The sequence below is a fragment of the Nocardiopsis sp. CA-288880 genome, assembly GCF_050955985.1.
Taxonomy (GTDB): Bacteria; Actinomycetota; Actinomycetes; order Streptosporangiales; family Streptosporangiaceae; genus Nocardiopsis; species Nocardiopsis tropica.
Map to the genome: position 1 here is coordinate 7557473 of NZ_CP192105.1, position 12629 is coordinate 7570101.

General features: G+C 72.8%; 7 protein-coding genes. 4 read left to right on the top strand and 3 right to left on the bottom strand.

The annotated features are described in order from the left end of the window. Positions 1-169 precede the first annotated feature (169 nt). Positions 170-3106, bottom strand: coding sequence for a transglycosylase domain-containing protein (locus ACQPYD_RS32790; protein ID WP_433699204.1), 2937 nt, complete (start codon positions 3104-3106; stop codon positions 170-172). 860 nt (positions 3107-3966) lie between these two features. On the opposite strand from ACQPYD_RS32790, the gene ACQPYD_RS32795 reads away from it, so the two are divergent. Together ACQPYD_RS32795 and ACQPYD_RS32800 are read left to right on the top strand one after the other, a co-directional pair. Beyond that, positions 3967-5037 carry an inositol-3-phosphate synthase gene (locus ACQPYD_RS32795; RefSeq protein WP_267947335.1) on the top strand — a complete coding sequence of 357 codons (1071 nt, stop codon included), beginning with the start codon at positions 3967-3969 and terminating at the stop codon, positions 5035-5037. 59 nt (positions 5038-5096) lie between these two features. Continuing rightward, positions 5097-6392, top strand: a complete 1296-nt coding sequence (locus tag ACQPYD_RS32800; protein ID WP_433699205.1) for an MFS transporter — start codon at positions 5097-5099, stop codon at positions 6390-6392. Positions 6393-6532: 140 nt separating this feature from the next. On the opposite strand, the gene ACQPYD_RS32805 is transcribed toward ACQPYD_RS32800, so the two are convergent. Continuing rightward, positions 6533-7054 (bottom strand): GNAT family N-acetyltransferase, encoded by a 522-nt coding sequence (locus ACQPYD_RS32805; RefSeq protein WP_433699206.1) that lies wholly within the window; start codon positions 7052-7054, stop codon positions 6533-6535. Positions 7055-7350: 296 nt separating this feature from the next. Here ACQPYD_RS32805 and ACQPYD_RS32810 point away from each other — a divergent pair, with 296 nt between their 5' ends. Next, on the top strand, positions 7351-8076 hold the full coding sequence (locus ACQPYD_RS32810) for a class I SAM-dependent methyltransferase (protein WP_433699207.1): 726 nt from the start codon (positions 7351-7353) through the stop codon (positions 8074-8076). 16 nt (positions 8077-8092) lie between these two features. Here the strand turns inward: ACQPYD_RS32810 and ACQPYD_RS32815 are convergent, their stop codons facing one another. Then, positions 8093-9592 carry a CCA tRNA nucleotidyltransferase gene (locus tag ACQPYD_RS32815; protein ID WP_433699208.1) on the bottom strand — a complete coding sequence of 500 codons (1500 nt, stop codon included), beginning with the start codon at positions 9590-9592 and terminating at the stop codon, positions 8093-8095. A gap of 367 nt (positions 9593-9959) precedes the next feature. Here ACQPYD_RS32815 and ACQPYD_RS32820 point away from each other — a divergent pair, with 367 nt between their 5' ends. After that, positions 9960-12578, top strand: coding sequence for a DUF6049 family protein (locus ACQPYD_RS32820; RefSeq protein WP_433702202.1), 2619 nt, complete (start codon positions 9960-9962; stop codon positions 12576-12578). The last annotated feature ends 51 nt before the right edge of the window (positions 12579-12629 follow it).

Consider the following 12629-nt stretch of genomic DNA (forward strand, 5'->3'; position numbering starts at 1 on the left):
CGGGGTCGGCGGGCCTCGCACGGACTCTGAGCCATACAGCCCCCAAGGTTACCAGTCGCCGCGTACCACCGGTGATGGCTGTGGACGGCCGGACACACGAGGGGGCCGGTGCGCGGAACCTCCGCGCACCGGCCCCTCGGTCAGGCCTACCGCCGTGGCGGGAGGGGGGTCACTCGTCCCTGCCGAGGACGATCATCCTGTTGTTCTCGTTGGTGGTGCTCCGGCCCCAGTTGCCCCAGCCGCCGTCGTCGTCACCGCTCGCGTCGTCGCCGGGCTCGCCCGGCGTGGTCTGCTCCTCGCACCAGGAGGGCGGGTTCGGTCCGGTGCACTCCACCGGGACCTCGGGGTTCTCCTCGTTCTGGCACTCCAGGTCGAACGGTTCGCACTCCGGCGGGGACTCGACGCCCTCGCAGTTGGGGTTGTTCGGGTCGATGTTCGCCGGGTCGCACTCCGGGAAGTCGGAGGGCTCGTCCGAGGGCTCCTCGCTCTCCTCCTCGGTGGGCTCCTCGCTCGGGCTCGGCGTGGGCAGGAAGCTCTGGTCCGCGCCGACGTAGGCGGGCGCCGGGAACTGCTCGACGGGCATGCCCTCCACGGCCGTCGTCATGAACTCCTTCCACACGTTGGCCGAGGTGGTTCCACCGAAGATCTCGCTCTCGGCCTGCCCCTCGAACTCCAGGGAGAGGTTGGCGTCCGCCCGGCTGAGTCCGACCGCCGCGACGAGCTGCGGCGTGTAGCCCACGAACCACGCGGAGACCGCCCCGCTGGAGGTACCGGTCTTGCCGGCGACCGGGCGCCCGTCGGGGAGCGCCGCGCTGGAGCCTCCGCCCGCCTCGACCACCTGGGTCATGGCGTAGGTGACGTCGGCGGCCACCTCGGTGGAGACCACCTGGGTGCCCTGCTCGATCTGGTCCGCGTCGTCGGGCTCGACGACCGTGCCGTCGGCCATCCTCAGCTCGGTGACCATGTGCGCCGGCCTGTGGACGCCGCCCGCGGCGAAGGTGGCGTAGGCGGACGCCTGGTCGAGGGCGGTCACCTGGTGGGTGCCGAGCGCGACCAGCGGGCCCTGGGTGGAGGTCGTGATCTGGTCCTCGTCCACCCCGGCCGCGACCGCGGTCTCGTCCACCGCCGCGGCGCCGAGCCGGGACGTCAGCTCCACGAAGGGGGTGTTGACCGAGTCCGCCGTGGCCCGGACGAGGTCGACGGGCCCGTAGCTGCGGCCGCCCGCGTTCTGCACCGGGCTCTGCAGCTCCGGGAAGTTCTGCGGCGAGTCGCCGTCGAACATGCTCCGGAGGCTGATGTCGTTGCTGAGCGCGGTGGCGAGCACGTAGGGCTTGTAGGAGGATCCGGCCTGCGTGCGGTGCTGCAGCGAGTTGTTGACGACCTCGGACACGGCCGGGCCGCCGTGGAAGGCGCGGATCTCGCCCGTGGCGGGGTCGACCGCGGTGAGGCCCTTCATGGTGTCGTCGGGGGTGCCGGGGAGGACGTCGAAGGCGCCGGTCGCGGCGTCCATGAGCGCGGGGTCGAGGGAGGTCTCGACGACCAGGCCCTGGGTGGCGATCGTCGCGTCGGTGATGCCCGAGCCCGCGTAGCGCTCGGTGATCTCCTGGATGACCGCGTTGCGCACGTAGCCGAACTTGGGGTCGACGTCGGCCTCGGCGGTGGGGTCGTAGGGGATCCGCTCGGGGATCTCCAGCGCCTCGGCCTCCTCGCGCGGCAGGCCGCGGCCGCTGCCCTCCTCGTGCATGAGGGCGAGCTGCTCCTGGATGTAGGGCCAGCGCTCCTCGTTGAGGTACGTCGTGGTCCAGTCGCCCATCTCGTTGGCCTCGAAGTTGCTGGGCATCTGGATGATGACGCCCAGGAAGGCGCCCTCCTCCGAGTTCAGCTCCGACACGCTCTTGTCGAAGTAGGCCTGGGAGGCCATCTCGATGCCCGAGGCGCCGCGGCCGAAGTAGATCGTGTTGAGGTAGGCCTCGAGGATCTCCTCGTGCTCCATCTGCTGGCCGAGCTTGATGGCGATGAAGATCTCGCGGATCTTGCGGACGATGCGGTCGTCCTGCTCGAGGTCGCTGTAGTAGTTGCGGGCCATCTGCTGGGTGATGGTGGAGCCGCCGCCGGCCTCGCCGCGGGAGAGGATGGCCCGCCCGATGCCGCTGATGCTGATGCCGGGGTCCTGGAAGAAGGTGCGCTGCTCGGCGGCGAGCACGCCGTCGATCACCTCGGGCGGGATGTCCTCGTAGTTGACCTCGACGCGCCGGACCTCGCCCGTGGTGACCGCGACCTCGGGGTTCTCGTCCCCCTGGGGCGCCCACATGATCTGGGTGGCCGACATCGTGTTCTCGGCCTTGGTCTCGAGCTCGTCCCTGTCGGGGGCCTGGGCGTACAGGACCGCGAAGGCGCCCACGCCGCCGATGACCATCAGGCCGAAGGCCGCGAGCGCGGGCTTCCACGCCTTGGCGAAGAAGCGCTTGTACCAAGGGCGGTCGTCCGGCTCCTCGTCGCGGGACCGGCGGCGTCCGCCGCCGCCCCCCCTGCCGCCCGAAGCCGCCGCGGCCCGGGTGCCCCGGCCGGCGGCGCGGCGGCCCTCCGAGCGCGATCCGTGCTCGCGGTCCCGGTCGCGGGGGTCGCGCGGGCCGTTCCCCGCCCTGCGGCGTCCGCCGGAGCGCGCCTCGTTCTCGGGGGGGCGGCGGCGCTGCCCCTCGGGGCGTCCGCCGCGTTCGCCCTCGGGGCGGCGCCGGGGCCGGTCGCCGTCCTCCGGCCTGCGGGGCCGGTCACCCTCGGGGCGCCTGCGGGGCCGGTCGCCGTCCTCGGGGCGCCTGCGCTGGCCCTCGGGGCGGCGGGGGCGTTCGCCCTCGGCTCTGCGGCGGCCGCCCTGACCCTCGGAGCGCGCCTCGTTCTCGGGGGGGCGCGGACGGCGCGGGCGCTCGGCCCCGCCGTCGCCTCGGCGGGCGCCGCCGCCGGAGCCCGATCGACGCCGGCCTCCGGACTGCTGGTCACCCGGCGGCGGGCCGTCGGCCCTGCGCCTTCCGCCCTCGCCCCGTGGACCGTCGCCCGGGCCATCGGCCCGGCGACGGCCGCCGTCGGCATTCCGTCGTCGTTCGGTACTCACGTGGTCCTCGATTGCCTCTCACGGCCGGTCGGCCTGACGATTCCTTGGTGGAAACGGGGGGACGGTCCCCCTGGGGGATCGGTGATCCGCGACCTGTTCCTCGGGCGACCTGGGCGAATCGGCCCCGCGGGGCCGCGTCCGCCTCCTCACCGGTCGTTCAAGGCTTGATAAAAGGGACGCACAGAGGCGGTTCGGGGTTTTCAACAGGTCGCGAAGACGTTAGCCGCTTCATCCTCCTGATCGTTGGCCTGCGGGAGCGCTGCCCGCTCGTCGGTGCTCCGTGCCGACGGGACGTCACCGCGGCGGGGGCTCCGTCCGGGGGCTCTACCGGCTACGCACGCAAATCAAAGGTCACGTTAGAGCGATGGAACGGTATAGCACAACCCACGCGCGAGGGTATCGCGCGTCATGGGACACCTGGCCATGTTGTGTCCGAAACCGCCCGTCGCGCCTGTTCAGGGCGTGGGAACCGAACGCCGGCAGGCGCAAGGGCCGTGCCCGCGCCGCACTCGGGGGCCTCGTTCGCGCAGGTCGGGGGCAGTGTGTGAGATTTTGCCCCCAGTGTCTCCGGATATCCGCTGGACGGAGGGGGTCCGGGCGCCGCCGTCCGGCCGTGTCGGCGGTGCGCCATGCGGTCCCCCGATCGGGCGGAGATAGAGTCATAGCTGAACAAAACAGCCATACATGCATGTTCTCTCCCCGGCGGCCGACAGCCGCCCACGGGGGAACAGAAACGCCGTGTTCGCTGCTGACCACATACGGAAGACGAACGCAGGACGACGAACCCGACCGCCTCCGGCGCGGGGCCGTCGCCGTGCGCTGTGGAATCCATGTTCGCGGAGAAGAAGGAGCAAGGACCAATGGGTTCGGTACGTGTAGCCGTCGTGGGCGTCGGCAACTGTGCGGCATCGCTCGTGCAGGGCGTTCACTACTACAAGGACGCCAACCCCGAGTCCCGGGTGCCCGGCCTCATGCATGTGCAGTTCGGGCCGTACCACGTGAGTGACATCGAGTTCGTCGCCGCCTTCGACGTGGACGCCAAGAAGGTGGGGCACGACCTGGCCGACGCCATCACGGCCAGCGAGAACAACACCATCAAGATCTGCGACGTGCCGCCGACCGGCGTCACCGTCATGCGCGGCCCCACCTACGACGGCCTCGGCAAGTACTACCGCGAGATCATCCAGGAGTCCCCCGAGGACGCCGTCGACGTGGTCGCGGCCCTCAAGGCCGCCAAGGCCGACGTCCTCGTCTCCTACCTCCCCGTGGGTTCCGACGAGGCCGGGAAGTTCTACGCCCAGTGCGCGATCGACGCGGGCGTCGCCTTCGTCAACGCCCTCCCGGTGTTCATCGCCTCCGACCCCGAGTGGGCCGACAAGTTCACCCGGGCCGGCGTCCCGATCATCGGCGACGACATCAAGTCGCAGATCGGCGCGACCATCACCCACCGGGTGCTGTCCAAGCTGTTCGAGGACCGGGGCGTGATCGTCGACCGCACCTACCAGCTGAACTTCGGCGGCAACATGGACTTCAAGAACATGTTGGAGCGTGAGCGCCTGGAGTCCAAGAAGATCTCCAAGACGCAGTCCGTCACCTCGCAGATCCCCCACGAGCTCAAGGCCGGCTCCGTGCACATCGGCCCGTCGGACCACGTGCCGTGGCTCGACGACCGCAAGTGGGCGTACATCCGCCTGGAGGGGCGCGCGTTCGGCGACGTCCCCCTCAACCTGGAGTACAAGCTGGAGGTCTGGGACTCCCCCAACTCCGCGGGCATCATCATCGACGCCGTCCGCGCCGCGAAGATCGCCAAGGACCGCGGGATCGGCGGCCCGATCCTGGAGCCCTCCTCCTACTTCATGAAGTCCCCGCCCGTCCAGTACAGCGACGCCGAGGCCCACGACAAGGTCGAGAGCTTCATCGCGGGCGAGTAGCCGCCGGTGTGGGGCGGCTGCCCGGGGCCCCGGCCCCGGGCACGCCCTACCCTGGTCCGGTGTCCTTCTTCGGTGATCTGCGCGCGGTCCTGCGGGGCCCGCGGTTCCGCCGCCTCTTCGGTACCCGGCTGGTCTCGCAGTTCTCCGACGGGATCTACCAGGCCGGGCTGGCCGGCTTCGTCTTCTTCAACCCCGAGCAGCACACGAGCGCGGGCGCCGTCGCGGCGGCCTTCGCCGTCCTGCTCCTGCCGTTCTCGGTGGTGGCGCCGTTCGCCGGGGTCCTCATCGACCGGTGGCCCCGCCGCCAGGTCCTCCTCCTGTCCTCCCTGGCCAAGGCCGCGCTCGCGGCCGTGAGCGCCCTCCTGGTGTCCGGGGGCGAGGGGCCGGCCTTCTTCGTCGCGGCGCTGCTGGTGCTGAGCGTCAACCGCTTCTTCCTGTCCGGCCTCTCCGCCGGCCTGCCCTATGTCGTGCCCCGCGAGAAGCTGATGATGGCCAACGCCGTCACGCCGACCTGCGGCACCGCGGCCAGCTCCCTCGGGACCGGAGCGGGCCTGGCCGTCGGCCTCGTCGGCGGCGGGGCCGCGCTCGGAACGGGGCTGGTCCTCCTCGTCGCCGCGCTCGGCTTCGCCGGCGCGGCCCTCGTCTCCCTCACCCTGGGCCGCCGGGAGCTGGGGCCGCACCTGGAGCGCGAACCCACCGAGGTCGCGGACGCCGTCCGCAGCGTGGTGCGGGGCATGGCCTCCGGGGTCCGGCACATCTGGGAGCGCCCCGCCCCGAGGGACGCCCTCGCCACCATCGGCGTCCACCGGGTCCTGTTCGGCGTCTCGACCCTGCTGACGCTGCTCCTGTACAACAACGCGTTCGCCGACGGCGGCGTTGCCGGGCTCGCCGGCTTCTCCGTGTCGGCCGGGCTCCTGGCGGCGGGGTTCTTCCTGGGCGCCGTGGCGACTCCCTGGGCGACGGCCCGGATGGCGGCCGGGAGCTGGATCGCCCTCCAGCTGGCGGTGGCGGCCGCGGCCCTGGTGGTGTTCGGCCTGCCGTTCTCCGCCGCGCTGTTCCCCGTGGCCGCGTTCGTGCTCGGCTTCGTCTCCCAGGGGGTCAAGGTCACCGTCGACACCCTGGTCCAGCGACATGTCGACGACGCGTTCCGGGGCCGGGTGTTCTCGGTGTACGACGTGCTCTTCAACGCGACGTTCGTCCTGGGCGCGGCCCTGGCCGCCGCACTGGTCCCGCCCTCGGGGATCAGCGTTCCGGCGGTCGCGGGGATGGCGACCGCCTACACGGCGGCGGCCGCCGCCTGGGTGGTGCGCGGCTTCCGCGTCCCGGGGCCGGAGGCCGTGCGGGAGGCGGCGTAGGACGCGTTCCGGGCCCGCGGGCTCCGGGCCCGCCGAGGGCGTCCGCGCGACGCGCCCCGGCGGTCCGGCGGTCCGGCGGTCCGGCGACATGTCGACAGGGGGACCTGTCGACGTGCCGACCCGGCGCGACCGGCTCCCCGTCAGCCGTGCTCCGTGGTCTCCTCGTAGACACGGAGGCCGCGGGCCAGGTAGTTGGCCAGCGCGTGCTCCCCGTCGAGGGAGCAGGTGTGCAGCCACACCCGCCGGGTCGGGTCCCGGTCCGGCCAGCGCCCGGCCAGGTCCCAGGCGCGTTCGAGGGCCAGCGTGAGCATGTGCCCGCCCATCCCCCTGCCGAGGAAGCCGGGCACGAGTCCGAGGTAGGCGATCTCCACCGCCCCGTCGGGCTGGGCGTCCAGCTCCGCGTAGCCCGCGGGGGTGTCCTCCTCGTACAGGACCCAGGTCTCGCGCCCCGGGTGGTCGACCCACTCCCGCCACTGCTCGGCCGAGAGCCCGAGCCCGTCGGCCGCCTCCCAGTCGCCGCCGACCTCGCCGCCGTGCATGAAACGGCTCAGCACGGGGCTGGGGATCTCGGCCCGGGAGAACGTCACGTCCGCCCCGGGATCCCGCGCGGGGCGCAGGTCGGCGGGGTCGGTGGACTCCAGGTACCAGGTGGTGATCGTCACCGCGCCAGTCTCCCCGCTGCCACCTGGCACGACAAGGACGGGGGTCACTCCCCGGCCGGTCCTCCTCCGGGGCCGCCGTGTCCGCGGGGCCGCACACGTGTCGACGTGGTGACATGGCGACACGACGACACGGCGACACGGCGACACGGCGACGGGTCGACACGTTCCCCCCGGCCGGGCGGGGGGAACGGTGCCCCGGCCGGTCCGGCCGCACACCGCCCGATCCGTCCGTGACGGCGGAGTCACGTGTTGTAGTGTCCCGGAAAGGACTTGTCGACACACAGGGATGGTGCGCCATGGGCGGCGAGCTGGGCCCCGGGAACCCCTCCGGCGCCTTCGGGGCGCGCGGGGTGACCAAGCGGATCGGGGCGGTGTCCCGGCAGCTGCCCGTCCGCGGCGACCGGTTGCTGGACGTGGGGTGCGGGGACGGCACGTACACCGTCGAACTCGCCCAGGGCTACGTGCGCGTGGACGCCATCGACGTCGAGCCCGGCCGCCTCGACGCGTTCGCCGCCAGGATCGCGGGCACCGGGTTCGAGGACCGGATCGGCCTCCACAAGATGTCCGCCGACTCGCTGGCCTTCGACGCCCACACCTTCGACCGGGTCACGGCGTTCGAGGTGGTCGAGCACATCGAGGACGTGGAGGGCAGCCTCGCGGAGATCCGCCGCGTCCTCAAGCCCGGCGGGGCGCTCTCCCTCACCACGCCCAACCGGTGGTTCCCGTTCGAGACCCACGGGGTGCTGTGGGGGCGCAGGCGCAGGTCCGCCCTGACGGCGCCGTTCCTGCCCTGGGTCCGGCCGCTCCACGAGCGCATGTCGGACGCGCGCTCCTTCACCACCCAGGAGATGGGCCGGCTGCTGCGCGCGGCCGGGCTGAGCATGCGCGCCATCGACTACGTGATGCCGCCGTTCGACCGCCGGACCCGTGGACTCCAGTCCCTGTCCGACGGCCTGGAGGGCACCCCTCTGCGGGTGTTCGGCATGGCGATGGCCGTGACCGCGGTGAAGCCGCACCGCTGATCCCCGCGCGGCGTTCCTAGAGGTGTTCCGCCGCCCAGGCGCGCAGCTCCGCCGCCGCCTCCTCCTTGCCCATCGGCCCGTTCTCCAGGCGCAGCTCCAGCATGAAGCGGTACGCCTTGCCGACCACAGGCCCCGGCGAGAGGCCCAGGACCTCCTGGATCTCGTTGCCGTCGAGGTCGGGGCGGATGCGGTCCAGCTCCTCCTGCTCGGCCAGCTTCCCGATGCGCCGCTCGATGTCGTCGTAGGCCTTCGACAGCGCCGCCGCCTTGCGGCGGTTGCGGGTGGTGCAGTCGGCCCGGGTGAGGATGTGCAGCCGCTCCAGCTGGGATCCCGCGTCGCGGGCGTAGCGGCGCACCGCGGAGTCCGTCCACTCGCCCTTGCCGTAGCCGTGGAAGCGCAGGTGCAGTCCGACCAGCGTGGACACGTCGGAGACGACGTCCTTGGGGAAGCGCAGGGCGGTGAGCCGCTTGCGGCTCATCGACGCCCCCACCACCTCGTGGTGGTGGAAGGTGACCCTGCCCCCTCCCTCGAACTCGCGCGTCTTGGGCTTGCCGACGTCGTGCAGCAGCGCGGCCAGGCGCAGCACCAGGTCGGGCTCGTGGCCGCGCGACCGCTCCAGGTCGAGGGCCTGGTCGAGGACGGTGAGCGAGTGCTCGTACACGTCCTTGTGCCGGTGGTGCTCGTCGATCTCCAGGCGGAGCCCGGGGATCTCCGGGAGCACGTACTCGGCGATGCCCAGGTCCACCATCAGCTCGATGCCGCGGCGCGGGTCGGGGCTGACCATGAGCTTGGTCAGCTCGTCCCGGACCCGCTCGGCGGAGACGATGGACAGGCGGTCGGCCATGCCGCGGGCCGCCTCGGCGACCTCCGGCGCGAGCGTGAAGCCGAGCTGCGCGGCGAAGCGCACCGCGCGCATGATGCGCAGCGGGTCGTCGCTGAAGGAGTCCTCCGGGCGGCCCGGTGTGCGCAGCACGCCCGCCTCGAGGTCGGCGAGCCCGCCGAAGGGGTCCACGAACTCCAGTCCCGGCAGGCGCACCGCCATCGCGTTGACGGTGAAGTCGCGCCGGAACAGGTCGTCGCGGATGTCCGTGCCGTAGGCCACGTCGGGTTTGCGGGACTTGGGCGAGTAGGACTCGCTGCGGTAGGTCGTGATCTCCAGCTGGTGACCGCCCTTGCGCAGGCCCACCGTGCCGAACTCGATGCCGACCGTCCACACGGAGTCGGCCCAGCCGTCGACCAGCTCCAGGATGCGCGAGGGGACCGCGTCGGTGGTCAGGTCGACGTCGTTGGAGCGCCTGCCGAGGAGCGCGTCGCGGACCGGGCCGCCGACGAGGGCGAGCTGCTGTCCGTTCGACGCGAAACGGGCGCCGAGCTCGTCCGATACCGGCTGGACGGCCTCCGCCAGCGCGGTGATCGCCGCGCGCCGGGTACCGTTCAGCGACCCCGGTCCCGGGGCCTCCCCGGCCTCCGGCCGCTGGTCGGCGTCGTTCTCACTCGAAAACTCTGTGTTCGGCACACCACGCAGATTAGGCGGCCGTCGGTCCAAACTGCGAATCGTCCCGCGGCCCCCCGGCCGGGCCGGGTCGTCCACAGGTCGGCCCCGGCTCTGGTGGATCGCACCCGTTTGATGAGAGAGTGGCCCCTCCGCCGAGCACCACGCGGTGGTCCTCCCCCGACCCGACGGACAGGGAAGACGGTATCTTCGGGTGGAGTGGTAGGACCGCGGTCATCTCGCGCCCACCCGACCCGCGTACGCCGTGTGCGCCGTGCGGGCACCCCGAGCGTCTCCGCCCCTTCACCGTGTTCCCCGGCGGGACGGCCACCTGGACCCGAATCAGGAAACCGGTCAAGCGTTGCGTCGAATTGCCTCCGCGACGGTGGTCATGGCCATGACCACCGCGCTGCTCCCGATACCGGCCGCGCACTCACCCGCGCTGGCGGACCCCGAGGACGACGGCTCCGTCGAGCCGCTCGTCGTCGAGCGCATCACACCGGACGCGGTCCGCGAGGACAGCACCCTGCGGATCGCGGGCGAGGTGACCAACACCACCGCGGACAGCGTGCGCGACGTGACGGTCCGGGTCAGGTACTCCCGGCACCCGTTCACCAACCGCGACGAGCTGGACGAGTTCGCCTCGGGGGACGGCTGGCAGCCCAACGCGCCCGGCCCGGACGAGGAGGTCGCCTCCGCACTGCCGCCCGAGGCCTCCGAGGAGTACTCGCTGAGCGTCCCGGTCGAGGACCTGGACCTCTCGTCCTACGGCGTGTACCCGCTCGTGGTCGAGGCGGTCGACGGGGACGGCGGTGTCATCGGCTCCCAGTACACGTTCCTCCCCTACACGGGCTCCGGAGGGGACGACGTGCCCTCCGTCGACATCGCGTGGGTGTGGCCGCTGATGGACCGCCCCCAGCGGGCCGACGACGACACCTTCCTCAGCGGCGAGCTGCACGAATCGGTCCGCGCCGAGGGCAGGCTGGGCCGCCTCCTCTCGTCCGGTGCGCAGGTCCCCCTGGACTTCGCGGCCGGCGAGGAGGACCTGGTCGAGCTGCTCGGCCTCGGGGAGGAGCCCGAGGAGCCGCCGTCGGAGGAGGACGAGGCCACCGCGGAGGAGACCGCCGACTCCGTCCCCAGCGAGGAGGCCGCCGAGGACGGCGGGGAGAGTGACGAGGAGCAGCCCGGCGCCGAGGGCGACGGAGGCGGGGAGGATCCCGGCGCCGAGGAGGAGCCCCGCCCCGCGCGCACCGAGGGCGTGCCGGTCACCTGGGCGGTGGACCCCGGCACCCTCGACGACATCCACCGGATGGCCGCGGAGGACCACGAGGTCCTGGAGGACCTCCTCGCCGTGCCGGCGGAGGCCGACCCGGTCAGGCACGGGGCCGGCCCCGACGAGGCGGCCCAGGTGTGGCTGCGCGAGGCGCGCGCGGTGCTCGCCCGCGACACGGTCGTGGCGTCCCCCTACGCCGGCGCCGACCTGGGGGCCCTTCTGCGCAACGACATGGGGGACGACGCCGCCGCCTCGCTCCGGATCGGGCAGGAGGCGGTCCTGCGCGCCCTGTCGTTCGAGGCGGACGGCGCCTTCGCGATGCCGTCCGGCGGGTTGATGGACGACTCCGTCTACGAGCTGTACGCCGCCCAGGGCGCCACCCGCTTCCTCCTGGACGAGGGCGCCATGCCGCCCGCGTCCTGGATGTCCACGACCCCGACCGCGCAGGCCCCGCTGGCCGCTCCCGAGGAGGAGCCCGTCGAGGAGCCGTTCGCGCTGGTGGCCGACTCCGGGCTCACCGACGTGCTGTCCATGCCGTCGTGGGAGCCCGGCGAGTCCGCGCTCGCGCTCCAGCGGTTCGCCGCCGAGACCGCGATGATCGCGGGTGAGAACGCGGGCGGCGACCGCGTGGTCGTCGCGTCGCCGGAGCCGGGGTGGGACCCCAGCCCGGAGTTCGCCGACGGCGTGCTGGCCGCCTCCGACGGCCTCCCGTGGCTGTCGCCGGAGAAGCTGGACGAGATCGAGCCGGCCGACGCGGACGAGCGCGAGGACACCCGGCGCAACCTGGCCTACCCGGACAGCGCCTCCGAGGACGAGCTCAGCCCCACCTATCTGGGCCTGGTCGAGGACGTCAACAACGACGTGCGCCTGTTCAACAGCGTCCTGGTGGACGACGTCGACCCGTTCCGCCCCGCGCTCCTGCGCCTGGAGTCCGTGTACTGGCGGGAGGAGGAGGCCCTCGCGGGTGCGACCCGGTCCCTCGTCCTGGACTCCGTGCAGGACCGTATGGGCGACGTGCGCGTCATCCCCGGCGAGCCGGTCACCCTGGCGAGCCAGACGGGCACCACCGGTGTCCTGGTGGCCAACGACCTGGAGGACCAGGCCGTCATCGTGCGCCTGTCGGTGTTCTCCGAGAACTCCGAGCGGTTGAGCATCGGCTCGTACACGGACTTCTTCGAGATCGACCCCGGCGCCAAGACCACCGTGTACGTCCCCTTGTCGGCCCGGGTCAACGGCCGCACCGAGCTGACCGTGAGCCTGCACAACTCCGCGGGCGAGCCGATCAGCACGCAGGACACCGTGATCCCGGTGAACGCCACCGGCCTGGGCACCCAGGCACTGCTCATCAGCGGCATCGGCCTGCTGATCCTGGTCGCCGCGCTGGCGCCCCGCGCCCTGCGCAAGTGGGCGCGCAAGCAGGCGTCCCGCTCCGACGCCGAGGCCGCCGGGGCCGGAGGGCCGGACGGCGCCGGGACCGGCGCCGCCGCGGCTCCCGGGGACGCCGGGGGCGGCGACGGAGGCTCCGGGGACCCCGCGGACTCCGGGACGCCCGGGGCGGTCGCCACGCCCGGGGACTCCGGGGAGACCGAGACGTCCGGGAACCCCGCGGACTCCGGGGAGACCGGGGCGTCCGCGTCCTCCACCGGGCCCGGTGAGGGCACCGGGGCCACCGGGGCAGATTCCCGGGAGGCCGGGGAGGACGCCCCGGAACGGGACAAGGACGGCTCCGGGAAGTGACCCCGGGGCCCCGGCGGACCGATGGGTGACACGGCTCCTTACCGACAGGAC